At 69.7% G+C, this 15,806-nt stretch carries 17 protein-coding genes; 4 read left to right on the top strand and 13 right to left on the bottom strand.

Going from position 1 to position 15,806, the window contains the following annotated elements; all coding sequences use genetic code 11:
* The first annotated feature begins 61 nt into the window (after positions 1 to 61).
* Positions 62 to 1,060, top strand: coding sequence for a LacI family DNA-binding transcriptional regulator (locus EV192_RS03900; RefSeq protein WP_132111138.1), 999 nt, complete (start codon positions 62 to 64; stop codon positions 1,058 to 1,060).
* The gene (locus tag EV192_RS03895) at positions 1,057 to 2,547 is read left to right on the top strand and encodes a CoA-acylating methylmalonate-semialdehyde dehydrogenase (protein ID WP_132111136.1); all 1,491 of its coding nucleotides are present in this window, start codon (positions 1,057 to 1,059) and stop codon (positions 2,545 to 2,547) included. Before EV192_RS03900 ends, EV192_RS03895 begins: the two co-directional genes overlap by 4 nt.
* Here EV192_RS03895 and EV192_RS03890 read toward each other — a convergent pair.
* Together EV192_RS03890 and EV192_RS03885 are read right to left on the bottom strand one after the other, a co-directional pair.
* Positions 2,544 to 3,419: a Vgb family protein gene (locus EV192_RS03890; RefSeq protein WP_132111134.1), complete on the bottom strand. Its 876-nt coding sequence runs from the start codon at positions 3,417 to 3,419 to the stop codon at positions 2,544 to 2,546. The genes EV192_RS03895 and EV192_RS03890 overlap by 4 nt on opposite strands.
* A 16-nt stretch (positions 3,420 to 3,435) precedes the next feature.
* Positions 3,436 to 4,068 carry a GntR family transcriptional regulator gene (locus tag EV192_RS03885; protein ID WP_132111132.1) on the bottom strand — a complete coding sequence of 211 codons (633 nt, stop codon included), beginning with the start codon at positions 4,066 to 4,068 and terminating at the stop codon, positions 3,436 to 3,438.
* 47 nt (positions 4,069 to 4,115) lie between these two features.
* Between EV192_RS03885 and EV192_RS03880 the strand changes: the two genes are divergently transcribed.
* Positions 4,116 to 5,171, top strand: a complete 1,056-nt coding sequence (locus EV192_RS03880; protein WP_132111130.1) for a pyridoxal-phosphate dependent enzyme — start codon at positions 4,116 to 4,118, stop codon at positions 5,169 to 5,171.
* On the opposite strand, the gene arfB is transcribed toward EV192_RS03880, so the two are convergent.
* From arfB to EV192_RS03830, 10 genes are all read right to left on the bottom strand, one after another.
* The gene (arfB, locus tag EV192_RS03875) at positions 5,161 to 5,586 is read right to left on the bottom strand and encodes an alternative ribosome rescue aminoacyl-tRNA hydrolase ArfB (RefSeq protein ID WP_132111128.1); all 426 of its coding nucleotides are present in this window, start codon (positions 5,584 to 5,586) and stop codon (positions 5,161 to 5,163) included. The two genes, EV192_RS03880 and arfB, sit on opposite strands and share 11 nt — an antisense overlap.
* 42 nt (positions 5,587 to 5,628) lie before the next feature.
* A complete protein-coding gene (locus tag EV192_RS03870) occupies positions 5,629 to 6,018 on the bottom strand; it encodes a hypothetical protein (protein ID WP_132111126.1) in 390 nt (129 codons plus the stop codon).
* The gene (locus EV192_RS03865; protein WP_132112962.1) at positions 6,015 to 6,509 is read right to left on the bottom strand and encodes a SigE family RNA polymerase sigma factor; all 495 of its coding nucleotides are present in this window, start codon (positions 6,507 to 6,509) and stop codon (positions 6,015 to 6,017) included. Before EV192_RS03865 ends, EV192_RS03870 begins: the two co-directional genes overlap by 4 nt.
* A gap of 36 nt (positions 6,510 to 6,545) precedes the next feature.
* Entirely contained in the window at positions 6,546 to 7,622 is a 1,077-nt protein-coding gene (purM, locus tag EV192_RS03860) for a phosphoribosylformylglycinamidine cyclo-ligase (protein ID WP_243726614.1), read from the bottom strand.
* Between the two features lie 31 nt (positions 7,623 to 7,653).
* Positions 7,654 to 9,177, bottom strand: a complete 1,524-nt coding sequence (gene purF / locus EV192_RS03855; RefSeq protein WP_132111122.1) for an amidophosphoribosyltransferase — start codon at positions 9,175 to 9,177, stop codon at positions 7,654 to 7,656.
* Positions 9,178 to 9,273: 96 nt separating this feature from the next.
* On the bottom strand, positions 9,274 to 9,651 hold the full coding sequence (locus tag EV192_RS03850; RefSeq protein WP_132111120.1) for a sterol carrier family protein: 378 nt from the start codon (positions 9,649 to 9,651) through the stop codon (positions 9,274 to 9,276).
* Positions 9,652 to 10,440: an ESX secretion-associated protein EspG gene (locus tag EV192_RS03845; protein WP_243726613.1), complete on the bottom strand. Its 789-nt coding sequence runs from the start codon at positions 10,438 to 10,440 to the stop codon at positions 9,652 to 9,654. It abuts the gene before it with no gap.
* A gap of 17 nt (positions 10,441 to 10,457) precedes the next feature.
* On the bottom strand, positions 10,458 to 11,792 hold the full coding sequence (locus EV192_RS03840; RefSeq protein ID WP_132111118.1) for a PPE domain-containing protein: 1,335 nt from the start codon (positions 11,790 to 11,792) through the stop codon (positions 10,458 to 10,460).
* Positions 11,793 to 11,834: 42 nt separating this feature from the next.
* The gene (locus tag EV192_RS03835) at positions 11,835 to 12,209 is read right to left on the bottom strand and encodes a hypothetical protein (protein ID WP_132111116.1); all 375 of its coding nucleotides are present in this window, start codon (positions 12,207 to 12,209) and stop codon (positions 11,835 to 11,837) included.
* A gap of 123 nt (positions 12,210 to 12,332) precedes the next feature.
* On the bottom strand, positions 12,333 to 12,968 hold the full coding sequence (locus EV192_RS03830; RefSeq protein ID WP_132111114.1) for a DUF3558 family protein: 636 nt from the start codon (positions 12,966 to 12,968) through the stop codon (positions 12,333 to 12,335).
* Positions 12,969 to 13,040: 72 nt separating this feature from the next.
* On the opposite strand from EV192_RS03830, the gene EV192_RS03825 reads away from it, so the two are divergent.
* Positions 13,041 to 13,583: a type VII secretion system-associated protein gene (locus tag EV192_RS03825; RefSeq protein ID WP_243726612.1), complete on the top strand. Its 543-nt coding sequence runs from the start codon at positions 13,041 to 13,043 to the stop codon at positions 13,581 to 13,583.
* Here the strand turns inward: EV192_RS03825 and EV192_RS03820 are convergent.
* Entirely contained in the window at positions 13,549 to 15,696 is a 2,148-nt protein-coding gene (locus EV192_RS03820) for a putative bifunctional diguanylate cyclase/phosphodiesterase (protein ID WP_132111111.1), read from the bottom strand. The genes EV192_RS03825 and EV192_RS03820 overlap by 35 nt on opposite strands.
* Positions 15,697 to 15,806: the final 110 nt, after the last annotated feature.

Here is a 15,806-nt window from a genome sequence, read left to right as displayed (position 1 = left end):
GTAGCGTGCGTCTGGTCGTGTCAAGACCGTGTTAGCCGCTTGTGACTTGCCGGAGGGTGCCGTGACCCGCCCGACCATGGAGGACGTGGCCCGTGTCGCCGGGGTGTCGCGCGCGTTGGTCTCCCTGGTGATGAACGGGTCGCCCAAGGTCAGCGAGCAGCGGCGCAAAGCCGTGCTGGACGCGGCCGAGCAGCTCGGCTACTCGCCGCACGCGATGGCCCGGTCACTGGCCAGCCGAACGTCCACCGTGCTCGGTGTGATGGTCTCCGACCTGCACAACGCCTTCTTCGCCGAGATCGTCGACGGTCTCGACTCGGTCGCCCGGGACGAGGGCTTCGAGCTGATCATCAACACCGGCGGGCGCAGCGCGTCCCGGGAGAAACGTGCCGTGACCAGCCTGCTGGGGTTCCGGCCGGCCGGGCTGGCCCTGCTCGGTCCGGTCGTGCCGCCGGCGACCCTGGCGATGGCCGCCGAGCAGTCCCCGGTGGTCCTGGTCGCCCGGTCGTCCCGTCTGTCGACTTTGGACACTGTGAACGACGACGGCGAAGCCGGTTCCGGGCTGGCGGTCGACCACCTGGTCGCGTTGGGCCACACCCGGATCGCCCACCTCGACGGCGGCGTCGGCTCGCAGGCGCCGCAACGCCGCCGTGGCTACATCGCCGCGATGCGACGGCATGGCCTGACCCCGTGGGTGATCCCCAGCGAGTACACCGACATCGCCGGCGCCAAGGCCGTCCGCCAACTGCTGGCCGGCGACGAACTGCCCACAGCCCTGGTCGCCGCCAACGACTTCAACGCGGTCGGCGCCATCTCCGAACTGGAGGAGGCCGGGCTGCGGGTGCCCGCCGACATCTCGGTCGTCGGCTATGACAACACGTCGCTGGCCGGCCTGCGGCACGTGTCGCTCACCACCGTCGACCAGCCCCGCCACGAGATCGGCCGGCTCGCCGGCGAGGCTCTGCTGCAACGGATCCGTGGCGAACGCACATCTCCGGTCCAATGCCTTCTGCACCCGTCGCTCGTGGTGCGTTCGACCACTCAAGCCAGGAGTACTTCATGACAGAACTGGTCCAGCACTGGATCGACGGAGCCCGGACCACAGGCGCGTCCGTGCGCACCGGCGACGTCTTCAACCCCGCCACCGGCGCGGTCGCCCGCCAGGTCGCCCTGGCCGAACCGTCCGATGTGGACCTCGCGGTGGCCGCCGCGGTGAAGGCGGGCCGGGAGTGGGCCGAGTCGTCGTTGGCCACCCGGAGCAAGATCCTGTTCGAGTACCGGCACCTGCTGCACGCGCACCGGGACGAACTGGCAGCCCTGATCACGGCCGAGCACGGCAAGGTCCTCTCGGACGCGGCCGGTGAGGTCCAGCGCGGGCTCGAAGTGGTCGAATTCGCCTGCGGTATCCCACATCTGCTCAAGGGCGAGCACTCCGAGCAGGTCTCCCGTGGGGTGGACGCGTACTCCGTACGTGAGCCGCTCGGCGTGGTCGCCGGCATCACGCCGTTCAACTTTCCCGTGATGGTGCCGATGTGGATGTTTCCGCTGGCGATCGCGGCCGGGAACGCCTTCGTGCTCAAGCCGTCCGAACGTGACCCGTCCGCGTCGGTCCGGCTGGCCGAGTTGTTCACGGAAGCCGGGCTGCCCGACGGCGTGTTCAACGTGCTGCAGGGTGACGCCATGGCCGTGAACGCCTTGCTGGACCACCCTGACGTGGCCGGCGTCTCGTTCGTCGGCTCGACACCCATCGCCCGGCACGTGTACGCGCGCGGCACGGCCAACGGCAAACGTGTGCAAGCCCTGGGCGGTGCGAAGAACCACATGGTCGTGCTGCCGGACGCGGACGTCGACGTGGCCGCGGACGCCGCCGTCTCCGCCGGCTACGGCAGTGCGGGCGAACGCTGCATGGCCATCTCGGTGGTCGTAGCGGTCGGTGACATCGCCGATCAGCTGGTGTCCGCGATCGCCGCCCGGACGACCGAACTCACGACTGGCCCGGGAACGGACCCCGCCGCCCAGATGGGGCCGCTGGTGACCGGCGTGCACCGGGACCGCGTCACGTCCTATGTGGACGCTGGCGTCGCCGCAGGAGCCGCCCTGGTCGTCGACGGCCGTGGCTTCGCACCCGCCGGCCACGCCGACGGCTTCTGGCTGGCGCCGACCCTGTTCGACAACGTCACCCCGGACATGACCATCTACCAGGACGAGATCTTCGGCCCGGTGCTGAGCGTCGTGCGCGTGCCCACCTTCGACGCGGCCGTGGACCTGGTCAACGCCAACCCCTACGGCAACGGCACGGCCATCTACACAGGTGACGGTCTCGCCGCACGGGAGTACCAGCGACGCGTCCACGTCGGCATGATCGGCGTGAACGTGCCGATCCCCGTGCCGATGGCCTACTACTCCTTCGGCGGCTGGAAGGACTCCCTGTTCGGCGACACCCACGTCCACGGCGCCGAAGGCGTGAAGTTCTACACCCGCGCCAAGGCGATCACCGCGCGGTGGCCCAGGCAGTCAGGCATCGACCTGGGCTTCCCGACGCACGGTTAGCCGCTGACGCGGGCCAGGAAGCCGGTTTCCAGCGCTGTCCAGATCGCGTTGTCCGGGCCGAGGGTGATGCCGTGCGGCTCGGACGACGGCGTGGGCAGGTCGAACTCGTCGATCTTGCCGGCCTGGGTGATCCGGCCGACCCGGTTGGCGCCCCACTCGGTGAACCACAGCGCGCCGGTGTCGTCGGCGACGATCGCGTGTGGCCGGGATGCCTTGTCCGGCAAGGGAAACTCGTCGATGTGGCCGTCCACCGCGATCCGGCCGATCTGGGCCGCGCCGATCTCCACGAACCACAGGGCGCCGTCCGGGCCGGCCGTGATGCCGACCGGTGCCGCGTTCGGCGTGGGCAGGGGGTGGACGGTGATGTCGCCGCCGAGGTCGATCCGGCCGACGCTGTTGGCCTGGTTGAGGGTGAACCACAGGCCGTCGTCGGGCCCGGCCGTGATCATCGACGGGAACCCGCCCTTGACGGGCAGCGGGAACTCGGTGATCGCGCCCTCCGGCGTGATCCGGCCGATCCGGTCGGCGTTGATCTCGGTGAACCACAGGGCCCCGTCGGCGCCGGCGGCCAGCCCGTACGGCCCGGAGTCGGGTGTGGGCGGCGCGAACTCGGTCACCTCGCCCGCGGTGCTGATCCGGCCGATCCGGTGGCCCTGGTACTCGGTGAACCACAAGGCGCCGTCCGGGCCCGGCGTGATCACCGTGGGCCCGCTGCCGGCGGACGGGAGCTGGTGCAGTTCGGCGCCGGAACCGGGGACGAACCTGCCGACCTGGCCGGCGTGCACCACGGTGAACCACAACGCGCCGTCGGGACCCGTGACCACGCCGTACGGGCCGGCATCCGGTCCCACCACCTGAAACTCCTCGATCATGCCCCGACACTAGTGGTCACGTGATCAGGTCGATCAGCAGGCGCATCCCAATCTCCCAGTTGTCCTGCAGCTCACGGGCGGCCAGGTCGAGGTCACCGGCGAGCACGGCCTCGGCGATCCGGCGGTGCTGCGCGGCCGACTCGGCGATCCGGCCCTCCTCGTAGAAATACGCGAACTCGTACCGGTGCACCACGGTCTTCTGGGTCTTGATCAGGTGCAGCAGCCGCTGGTTCGGGCAGAACCGCAGCAGCTCGTCATGCCACCGGTCGTCGGCGGCGCCCGCCTCGCCGGGTGGCACATCCAGCATCGCGTCCGCCAGCTCGATCAGCTCCGGCGCGTGCGCCACCAGTTCGGCCGGTGAACTGCCGCGCAGGGCCAAAACCTCGAGCGCGCCGATCACCGGGTACGTCTCACGGACCTCGGCCGCGGTGACCGGGGCCACCCAGTAACCCCGGTTGGGGCGCAGTTCGAGGACGCCTTCCTGGGCCAGGTTCGCCAACGCCTCACGCAGGGGTGTCCGGCTCACGCCCAGGTCGTCGGCCAGGTGGCCTTCGTTGATCCGGCCGCCGACGGCGAGGTCACCACGGACCATGCGCAGCAGGACCTCGTCGCGGATCTGCTCGCGGAGCGGGCGTTTGATGATGGCCACACTGGACAGAGTACCGCACTCTGAATTCAGAATGTAGAGTGCGGATCATGTACCTCAATCCGACGGCGAACACCTGGTCAGCGCCGCCCCACCCACAGGCGGGTGACCCGCTGGAGTTACACAGGACCCTGCCCGGCTTCATGCCGACGCCGCTGCTGGAAGCACCGGCCCTGGCCCGCGAACTGAACGTCAAGCGGGTGCTGGTGAAGGACGAACACTTGCGCGCCGGGCTGCCGTCGTTCAAGATCCTGGGCGCGTCCTGGGCGATATTCCGGGCGTTGGGCGGGGTCACCGGCGGTTTCGCCGACATCGACGTGGATCCCGAGACCACACTGGTGAGCGCGACCGCGGGCAACCACGGCCGAGCTGTGGCGTATGTCGCGCGCCTGCTGGGGGTAGGCGCGGACATCTTCATCCCCGCCGGCACGGCGCCGGCCCGCGTCGAGGCGATCCGGTCGGAGGGCGCGAACGTGCATCTGGTTGACGGCGACTACGAGGTCGCGGTCGGCAAGGCCACTGCGCACGCACACGGGAAAGCCCTGCTCGTAGGCGATGTGGGCGAATCGATGACACCGCTGTGGGCGCGCGAGGGATACAGCACGATCATGCGTGAGATCGACGAGCAGCTCGGCGCGCCTGACCTGGTGGTAGTCCCGGTGGGCGGCGGCACGTTGGGGTCGAGTGTCGTCAGCCACTACCGCACCGCCGGGCCGAGGCCACGCATCCTCACGGTCGAGCCGGAGAAGGCCGGGTGCCTCGCGGAATCCCTGGCGGCCGGGCGACCGGTGGCCGTACCAGGGCCTCATCCGTCCACAATGGCCGGTCTGAACACCGGTGAGATCGACGGACCCGCCTGGCCGTACCTGAAAGGCGGCGTCGACGCCGCGGTGACGATCAGCGACGAGGAAGCCCACTGGGGGATGCGCGCACTGGCCGACGAGAACATCGTCGCCGGCGAGTGCGGCGCCGCAAGTGCCGCTGGGGCACGGGCTTACTTCGCGGCCGGTGACCCGCTGGGGGTGTCACCGGCCGCCACAGTCGTCCTGATCAACACTGAGGGCGCGCACGACCAGCAGGCGTACGACAAGATCGTCAGTCGGTGACGGCCTGACGGCCACGCTTGGTCTCGCTGCGCCTGCGCTTGTCCGCGAGCCGCCGCTCCCGCACGCCCCGGCCGGGTTTGGTCGGCCGCCGTGCGGGTGCCGGCGGCTTGGCCGCGGACCTCAGCAGCGCCGCCAACCGCTCCCGCGCCGCCCGTCGGTTCGCCAGCTGCGCGCGGAACTCACTGGCCGCGACCGTCACCACGCCATGCACCACCCGGCGCCCGAGGCGTTCGATGATCGCCGGCCGCAGACTGTCTGGAATGGACGGTGAAGCGCCCACGTCGAACGACAGCTCCACCCGGCTGTCCGCGGTGTTCACCCCCTGCCCACCAGGTCCGGACGACCGGGAGAACCGTTCGCGCAACTCGGCCGCTGGGATCACCAGCGCGCCGGTCACCATCAAGTCCTCCGCCATGCCCCCATTGTGACGCACAAGCTCCCGGACTCGAAACGAAAATCAACTCGGCGGCGCGCTGTTGTCGTCGGTGGAGTGGTCGCTGCCGGAAAGGTCGTCCGAGGGGATGATGCCCGGCCAGGAATTGTTCCAGTTCGCGTCGGACGACGGACAGGCCGACGACGACCCGCCGCGCTCACCCGACGGGGACGGCGTCAAACACGTCTTGGCGGTACCGGGCTGAAGCGGTGCCGAAGAGCCCTGCTGCAGGCCGGCGACCAGCAGGATTCCGCCGGTGAGCACGATGACGCTGATCACCGCGCTGCCGGCGGCCATCATCCAGCGTTTCCGGATCACGCGACGCCCCCGGGTGATCACCGCCGTGCGCTCGAACCGCAGCGGGGGCTCGTTGGTGAACGCCGTGTTCAGCAAGTCGCGGATGTCGTCGCTCACCGCACCTCCCCGGCTGGTTCCAGCAGGCGGCGCAGGGCGGCGAGGCCCTTGGACGCCTGGCTTTTCACTGTTCCCGTGCTACAGCCCAGAATTCGGGCTGTCTCCTCAATGGACTGGTCGTCCCAGTAACGCAGCACCACCACCGCGCGCTGCCTGGCGGGCAGGGCGGCCAAGGCCGCGCGCACGTCCAGGCGGGACGCCACGTCGGCACTGTCGAAAGCCGAGTCCGGCACGGCCGAGACCGCGGTCTCCCGACGTCGGAACGCCAGGCGGGACTCGTCAATCGCCGTCCGGACCAGGACCTTCCGGGCGTACGCGTCGAGCGACTCGACCCGGACGAGCCGTGGCCAGACCGCGTACATCTTTGCCAAAGCCGTCTGGACAAGGTCCTCCGCGCGGTGCCAGTCACCGCACAACAGGTATGCGGTCCTGCGCATGACGAGGGCCCGGGCGTCGACGTACTCGCCGAAGTCACGGTCCCGATCGTGCACACCGCTTAACACGGGACAACTCCGTCCAGGGTTGCCTCAGAATCTCGGATGATCACCACGCAGTACCGCACGGGGTGAGTCAACCTCAGCGACAGTGATCTCGCCGAGCACCCACGCGGGCACGTGCCGTGCGGTGAGCACCGCCAGCGCGCGGTCCACATCCTCCGGGCTGACCACGGAGACCATGCCGACGCCCATGTTGAACGTGCGCTCCAGCTCGTCGCGTTCGACCCGGCCACGGCGGCCGATCACCGCGAACACCGACGCCGGGGTCCACGTGCCCCGGTCGAGCACCGCGGCCAGGCCCGGCGGGATCACCCGCGCGAGGTTCGCCACCAGGCCGCCGCCGGTGATGTGCGCGAACGTGCGCACGTCGGCCTCCGCGGCCAGCGCGAGGCAGTCCTTGGCGTAGATCCTGGTCGGCTCGAGCAACTCCTCGCCGAGCGTCCGGCCGAACTCCTCGACCTGGCCCTCCAGCGGCATCCGGGCGATCTCCAGCAGCACGTGCCGGGCCAGCGAGTAGCCGTTGGAGTGCAGGCCCGACGACGCCATGCCGATCACCACGTCACCGGGGCGGACCCGGTCCGGACCGAGGACCTTGTCCGCCTCGACCACGCCGACACCGGTCGCGGACACGTCGTAGTCCTGCTCGGCCATCAGTCCGGGATGCTCGGCCGTCTCCCCGCCGAGCAACGCGCAGCCGGCCTGGACACAGCCGGCCGCGATGCCCTTCACCAGGGCCTCGATCTTCTCCGGGACGACCTTGCCGACCGCGATGTAGTCCTGCAGGAACAACGGTTCCGCGCCGCACACCACCAGGTCGTCGACGACCATCGCGACCAGGTCGAGGCCGATCGTGTCGTGCACGTCCATGGCCTGGGCGACCGCGATCTTGGTGCCGACGCCGTCGGTGGACGCCGCGATCACCGGTTCCTTCCACCGGTCCAGCTTCAGCTTGAACAGCCCGGCGAAGCCGCCGATCCCGGACAGCACCTCCGGTCGGGACGCCTTGGTCGCCCACGGCTTGAGCTTCTCCACCGCCTCGTCACCGGCGTCGATGCTCACCCCCGCGGCCGCGTACGTCGTCCTGGGACCGTCGGACTGGGTAGTCACTGCGGGCTCTCCACCTTCGTCTGTCATGGCGTCACGGACGTTGCAGGGCGTCCTCGGCACCGTACCCGTTGACCATGACAGGTGTGGCCGCCCCGGCGACACCCTTTTCCAGGCCTTCCAGCAAGTGCTTGCCGATCATGGCCTCGTCGGGCAACGGAATCGGGTAACGGCCGTCGAAGCACGCCATGCATAGCCGGGTACGGGGCTGCTCGCTGGCCGCCACCAGGCTCTCCAGCGACAGGTACCCCAACGAGTCCGCGCCCACCGACCGGCGGATGCCGTCCTGGTCCAGGCCGTTGGCGATCAGCTCGGCGCGGGACGCGAAGTCGATGCCGTAGAAGCAGGGCCACCGCACCGGCGGCGACGCGATCCGGATGTGCACCGCGAGCGCGCCAGCCTCGCGCAGCATCCGCACCAGGGCGCGTTGCGTGTTGCCGCGGACGATCGAGTCGTCCACCACCACCAGCCGTTTGCCGCGGATGACGTCCCGCAGCGGGTTCAGCTTCAGCCGGATGCCCAGCTGGCGGATGGTCTGCGACGGCTGGATGAAGGTCCGGCCGACGTACGCGTTCTTCACCAGGCCACTGCCGTACGGGATGCCGGACGCCTGGGCGTAGCCGATCGCGGCCGGGGTGCCGGACTCCGGCACCGGGATCACCAGGTCCGCGTCGGCCGGGTGCTCGCTGGCCAGCCGGCGGCCGATCTCCACCCGGGTCGCGTGCACACTGCGGCCGGAGATCGTCGTGTCCGGCCGGGCCAGGTACACGTACTCGAAAACACACCCCTTGGGCTCCGGCACGGCGAACCGGGACGACCGCAGGCCACCCTCGTCGATCGCCAGCAGCTCACCCGGCTCCACCTCGCGCACGAACGAGGCGCCGACGATGTCCAGCGCCGCGGTCTCGCTCGCCACCACCCAGCCACGCTCAAGGCGGCCGAGGACAAGCGGATGCACCCCATGCGGGTCGCGCGCCGCGTACAAGGTGGACTCGTCCGAGAAGGCCAGGCAGAACGCGCCGCTCAACGTCGGCAGCAGCTCCATCGCGGCCTGTTCCATGCCCTTGTCCGCGGCGTTCGCCGCCAGCAGGCCACAGATCAGGTCCGAGTCGGTGGTCGCGCCGTTCTTCACGCTGATCCCGGCCGCCCGGGAGCGCTCCAACAGCTCCGCGGTGTTCACCAGGTTGCCGTTGTGGCCGAGGGACAGGCCGGTGCCGGCCGCGGTGGTGCGGAACGTCGGCTGGGCGTTCTCCCACGTCCCCGACCCGGTCGTGGAGTACCGGCAGTGGCCGACCGCGACGTGGCCGCGCAACGACAGCAGCACCTGCTCGTCGAAGACCTGGCTGACCAGCCCGAGATCCTTGAACACGACGACCTGCCGGCCGTCGGCGACCGAGATGCCGGCCGCCTCCTGGCCACGGTGCTGCAACGCGTACAGCCCGTAGTAGGTCAGTTTGGCGACTTCCTCACCCGGCGCCCAGACCCCGAAGATCCCGCATTCCTCGCGGGGTTCGGCGTCGACGGATCCGGCTGGGGGGGCTGACTGGTCCGTGACCACTTCAGGGGCTCCCTGGGGACGAAAGCAGGCTGCCTATGCAGTGTAAGGGGCGGCAGCGTCCGTTCGGGCGATTCAGCTGTGGTGCCCCCCACTCTGTCAGATCCTGACGATCGGCAGCAGGCCGGAAATGTCCGCCCTGGTCCCGGACGCGGTGACCCGGCCGTCGGCCACCGCGTCGGCGAACGCCAACCGGCCGGTCGCCAGCTCCAGCCACGTTTTCGGGTCCGTCTCGATCACGTTCGGCGGCGTCCCCCGGGTGTGTCGCGGGCCCGGCACGCACTGGATCGCCGCGAACGGCGGAACGCGAACTTCGACACTGTGACCCGGCGCGATCTGTTCAAGTGTGCGCAACGAAGCCCGCACGGCGGTGGCGAGCACCGGGCGTGCGGGCGTGTCCTCGTCGCCGTCGAGCCAGGGCGTGACCGCGGCGACCGCGGCCCGCAGCTCGTGCGGGTCGACCGGCTTTCTGGGCAACTACCTGCTTTCGGAGTTCTGCACGATCTCGTTCAGCAACTGCTCGACGTGATGGACGAGCCGCCGGTTGTCGGTGGGCGCGATCGTGGTCCAGACACTGCCGTCCTGGGACGCGCGGCGGAGCTGCACATACCGGCCCTCTTCGGTGTCGAAGAACGCCACCACCCGGTCCGCCCGGTGCCGTTTGCCCCACTTGTCCCGCGCGGCGGCGCCGAAGTTCCCGGTCGCCTGCACGTCGTTGATCATGGCCGCGAGGGTGACCACGTCGTCCTCGCGCACACCACGGCCGCGTAGCGCGTCCTCGAAGCCACGCCGCGTCCCGCCGCCCTGGTTCGCGGCCGTCTCGAAATCAGCCGACAGCAGGCTCACCGACTGGCCAGGACCGGCCGGGACCTGCGCCAACACCCCGATCGACACGCTCGGCAACGCGGTCGGCGCGATGCTGTGCATGGTCAGGTAGTTGTCGGCCAGGATCGCGAGCACCGCGTCCTCGCCGCGCGAGGCGGCGAGGAAGCGGACACTGCGGCCGAGCCACGTCCGGCCGTCGACCTCACGGTCCGGCCGGGCCAGCACATGCAGGCCGGTGCTGATCCCCGGGTGGATGTCGACCGACCGGCCGAGGCCACGTTGTTCCAACTCCGCCCACGCCTGCTGCACAAGCTGCTTCCGCTCGGTGTGCGTCGCGCCCGGTGAGGGCACCTTCACCGCCAGAGGCATGTCCTCCAGCCCGAGGTGCTCCCACAGGACGTCGAACTCCAGCGCCGAGATCGTGACGGGCCTGGGTTGCACCGGTGCTCCCAGATCGATCACTGCTCGGGCCGCTCACCGATCACCGGTGGCGCCACCATCCGGTCGTCACCGAACACGTCCTCGGTCTCCACCAGGTAGCTCGGCGTCTCGTGCTCTTCGTCGTCCTCGCCCTGGCCGCGACCGCCACCGGCGCCCATCTGACCACCGGCCCCGCCACGGCCACCGGCGGCGTTGCCACCCATGCCGCCGCCACGACCGACACCCTCCTGGGCGAACGGGTTCGCGCCGGCACCAGCGCCACCACGACCCATCTGCCGGCCCTCGGCGTCAGCGCCGCCGAAGTTGCCCTGGCCGCCGACCCCACCGCGACCACCCTGGCCACCCGGGCCGCCGGTGCCACCCCGGCCGCCGGTCTCGTTCAGACCGCCGTTGCCATAGGTGTTGCCGCTCTGACCGCCGGCGTTCCAGCCACCCTGGCCGGGCACGAACGGACCCTCGCCGGGCGGGAACCCAGGCCCAGGGGTCGGGTTCGGGTACGGCGGGCGCGGCAGCGGCTCCGGCGTCGGAGTCGGCGTGGGTGTCGGGAAGTGCTGGCTCGGCGTGGTCCCCGGCGGCGGCGGTGTGGGCACGTGCTGCGGCGGGGTCCCAGGCGGCGGCGTCGGCCCTGGGACGTGCGTCGGCGGCGGCGGGCCTGGGATGTGCGACGTCGGCGGCGTGTAGTGGTTGGGGTCCGTGGTGCTGTGCGAGAAGGTCGAACTCTTGTGCAGCCCGCCGGTGTCCACGGGTTCGCTGTGGTAGCCGGGGATCGGCGGCGGCGTCGACACGACCACCTGCGGCGGCGCCTCGAACCGGCCGAGCGTCTCGGCGTTGAACTTGCTGGAGTCCTGGTACTTGTTCATCGCGTCCACGGCCTTGCGCGCGGCCTCGTCCTGGGCGCGCTCCTGGCCTTCGTGGTCCGCGGCCTGCGCGGCGACAGCGGCGGCCGGCCCAGGGTTGCCCATGACGACCCCGGCAGCGGCGGCGGCGATATCCCACCCGGACGGCGACGGAGTGGTCACCTTGACCGGCTTGGGCACCTCAGCCCGAGCCTGGCCGACGAAGGTGCCCTGCTCCTCATACGAGATCTTCATCACATTCGCACCGGTCTGCGCGGTGTCCGCCCAGTCCTTCAGCGGCGACATGCCGGCCTGCGCCGCGTCACCCGAGGCGCCCTCCCAGTTCACCTTGAGCGTGGTGAGCTTGCCGTGCAGGTCCTTGCTGATGTTCGCGAGTCCTTCGGACAGCTTTCCGTAGAACTCCGCGAACGGCCCGGACGCGGACGGCCCAGGCCCTTCGTTGATCATCTTGTGGATGGTCTCGTGGTTGAGGCCCTTCCACCGAATGTCACCCATGGTCCTTACCCCTCAGCTGATTTCTTCGGTGTCCTCGGTGGATCAAGCCGGCTCCGGCTTGCCCTTCCACTTCGCGGTGTTCGCACCCTCGACGGCCACATACTGGTTGTAAGCGTCGTTCAGCGCATTGCCGGAGTCGCGCAACTGCTGGCCATATGCCTTCAGTGCGTCGACAGCAGCACGCTGCCCCATGCCACCCCCGCCCGCGCTGCCTGAGTCGAACTGCTGGGCGGTTTCGCGGCTCACCGGGTCGCCCGCCCATGACGGAGTCGTGCGAAGCAAGCGACCCACGAGGAGGTCGACCTGGTCGGCGGCGGAGAGGAAGGCGTCCCGTGCTCCCGGAATGGATGCCGGCTCAACCTTCAGCGTCTGCGGACCCGAGGGGGTAGCTGATCCCCCATCATCAGCTGGAATCACGGTTCGTCTCCCAGAAGTACCTGTGCATTTGCGATGACTGTAGCTCTGATGCCGGAAACCGGGGAGTGGTTCCCGCAACCTCGTAAGTCGATCTGGTGAATAGATGACCGGCCAAATTCATGATCATGACGCGCCCAGCACCTTCATCGCACCGACCGCCCCTTTGGTGGCGTTCGCGCACTGCGTCTCCCTCGGCGGGCTGGCCTGCGTGCCAGTGGGTGCCCATCCCACGTCGAGCAGTTGTCCGTCCGCCACGTCGATGGTGACCGCACACCCATCCACGCCGCCCGGGACGACGAACGCGGGGAATCCGGCGATGGTCGTCGGCGTGATGCCGGGCATCTGGCCATTGCTGGTGTATTCCGCCACGCCCTGGGTGACGACAGCGGTGACACTGAAGACGAAGTGGCTCGCCGGACTGTTCACGAGACAGTCCTTTGTGCCGGGGAATGCCAGTGAGTCGCCCTCGGAGGGGGTCCGGCCCGCCCAGCCGAACTCGGCCGCCGGCATGGCGTTCAGGATCTTGCAGCTCGTGGTCCCTTTGAGGTCGATCGTTTTCGGGCGGTTGACCGGGGGACTGCTGCTGCTGGTGGCGGATGGCGATGTTGGTGAGCTGACGGGTGGCGACGAGGTCGTGCGGGACGTCGTCGTGGTGGTGGTTCCGCCGGCGCTGGGTGATCCTTGTTCTTTGGTCGAGCACCCCGCGACCAGTGCCAGCAGTACGGCCCCCAGCGCCGCACCCACCCGAAAGCTCCCCATGGTTGAGCACGGTACCGAACGGACGCGTGCCCGTCCGGCGAACGGCCCAGATGCACCCCTACGATGCCCCGCATGGCGCAGCGGCCGGACATCACGCCCCAGATGCGGGCTAGTGCGAAGTCCAATCCGAACACATGGCTGTACGTGATCGATCCGCTGTTCGAGTCCGAGGTGGACGTGCCGCCGTGGGGTGTGGTCGGCGCGTTCCCGGTGGACGCGGGTGGCGAGATCGAGGACGACTTCCAGGCCAACGACCGGTACCGACCGTCGCCGCAGGCGTTGCGGATGCCGCCTCCGCCGAGTCCGCTGGACGAGCTGCTGCAGCTGATCCGGACCGGGCACCGCGAGGTGGAGGAGCTGGCGCCGGCCGTGCGGGCCGCGACGCTGCTCATCTACGCCAGGTCGGCGGCGGAGTACGACGTGCTGGGCTTCCCGGACGCCGACGGGAACGTCTATGTGCCGGTGTGCACCGCGGCGGAGCACGTGCCGGCGACCTGGCCCGGGTGGCGGGAGGTGCCGGGTTCGAAGCTCGGCCCGTTGCTGGACGGCTATCCGCTGCTGGTCAACCCGGTCGGGCCAATCAGCGCGGTCCTCCCGGCTCACCTGGTGTCGTGAGCCAGCGCTCGATCTCCTCGGGCGGGCCGGACTTGGCGTAGAGCCAGCCCTGTGCGCAGTCCGCGCCGATCCGGCGCAGCCGCTCGGCCTGTTCGGTGGTCTCGACGCCCTCCGCCGTGACGGTCAGGCCCAAGAGGTGCGCCAGGGACACCAGGGTGCGGACGATCTGGGTGTCGACCAGGCTGGCGTTGCCCGGATCGCGCAGCCCTTCCAGGAACGAACCGGCGATCTTCAAGGTGCGCACCGGAAGCACCCGCAGGTAGGCCAGGTTCGAGTAGCCGGTGCCGAAGTCGTCGATCGCGATCGTCAACCCGAGGTCGACCAGGGTGCGCAGCATTTCGAGCGGTTCGCCGGTGGCGCCCATGATCGCGCTCTCGGTCAGCTCGAGCTGGACGCGATGCGCCGGGAGTCCGGTCTCGTCAAGGATTTTCCGGACGTCGTCGACCAGGCCGGCGTCGCGGCACTGCCGGACGGCGAGGTTGACGCTGACGTACGGGGCGTCGTCGCCGAACCGGTCCCACCAGTGTTTCGCCTGCACGCACGCGGTCCGCAGCACCCACCGTCCCAAAGGGACGATCAAGCCGGTCTCCTCGGCCAGGCCGATGAACTTGTCCGGACCCAGCGTGCCGAACTCCGGATGCCGCCAGCGGACCAGCGCCTCCACGCCGTGCAGCTCGCCGTCGGGCAGCCGAACAATCGGTTGGTAGTCCACATAGAACTCTTCGCGTTCGAGCGCCGCGGGCATCCGCGCGGAGAGCGTGAACCGGGCGACCTCGTGCGCGTTGCGCACCGGGTCGAACGTGGCGTACTGGTCCTTGCCGTCGCTTTTCGCCCAGTACAGCGTCACATCCGCGTCGCGCATGGTGTCGGCGGGGGTGGTGCCCTCGATCCCCCGCTCGACAATGCCGATGCTGGCCGACACCGTCAGGTCGTGCCCGGCGATCCGGACCGGCTCCCGGAACGCGGCCAGGATCTTCTCGGCCAGCAACTGCAGTTCCTTGATGGACGAACAGTTCTGCACCAGGACGACGAACTCGTCGCCGCCCATCCTGGCGACCATCCGGTCGTGTCCGTGCACCAGCGCGCCGAGCCGGGAGCCGACCGCCACCAGCAGCTGGTCGCCGACGTCGTGGCCGAGGCTGTCGTTGATCACTTTGAAGCCGTCGACGTCCAGGTAGCACAGGCCGACCCGGGTGTCCCGGCCGGCGGCGAACACCTCGGCGAGACGTTCCTGGAACAACGCGCGGTTCGGCAGGCCGGTCAACGGGTCGTGGGTGGCTTCGTGGCGCAGGCGACGCTGCAGGATGTGCCGCTCGGTGATGTCCTCGATCATCCCGACGAGGTACTGCGGCCGGCCCCGGTCGTCGCGGACGACCGAGACCTTCACGTTGGTCCGCAGGGTAGCGCCGTCACGGCGGTGGAACCTGCGTTCCACCTGGTAGTTGTCGCGCCGGCCGGCGAGCGCCTCGTCGTACTCGGCACGCAGCCCGACCGGCATGTCCTTCTCGAAGAACTCCTCGATGTTCATCGACCGCAGCTCGGTCAGCGGGACGGCGAGCAGCTCGGACATGGCACGGTTCGCGTCGATCACGTTGCCGCGCATGTCGCAGATGCCGATGCCGACGGCGGCCTCGTGGAACACCGCCTGGAACCGAGCCTCGCTCGCGCGCAGGGCGGCCTGGGCGCCGCGGCGGGCGTCCATCGCGGCATTTCGGACGTCTTCCCGCTCGTCCAGAGCGTGTTCGCGCGTCGCCTCGTTGAATCCGGTGACGAGTGCGGCGAGAATTCTCGGCAATCGGGTTATCACCCGATCGGTGGAACCGGAGATCGCGGACAGACCATCGCCGATCACCCGAACGGACGCGGCCAGTGACTCCGTTTCCGCGAAGCCCATTCGTACCAGCTCGACGCCGACCCACTCCACCGTCTCCGGCAGGAAGGCCTCCTGCGCGGTCGAGTCGATCAGGACCTTGGTGAACTCCCGCAGCCGGTCGACGATCTCCTCGTTGTCCAAGGCCACGTAGCTCGTGGTACGGACGGCCGCGGCCCAGGCTCGCGCGAACCGCTCGTACCCGCCTGACCCCTCGGCCGCGGGCCAGCTCGGGCTCTCCACCGTGCAACACCCTTCGCCCACTCGTGGGATCGATCCAACTGGGCCGGCCGAGCGCAACCTTACCGGCTCTGAACAGGAAGGTACTCAGCCGCGCAAGTCGGCCGTTCGGC

The organism is Actinocrispum wychmicini (genome assembly GCF_004345645.1).
Lineage (GTDB): Bacteria > Actinomycetota > Actinomycetes > Mycobacteriales > Pseudonocardiaceae > Kibdelosporangium > Kibdelosporangium wychmicini.
Note: the sequence above shows the minus strand (reverse complement) of the source record. Positions and strands in the feature narration are given on the sequence as shown.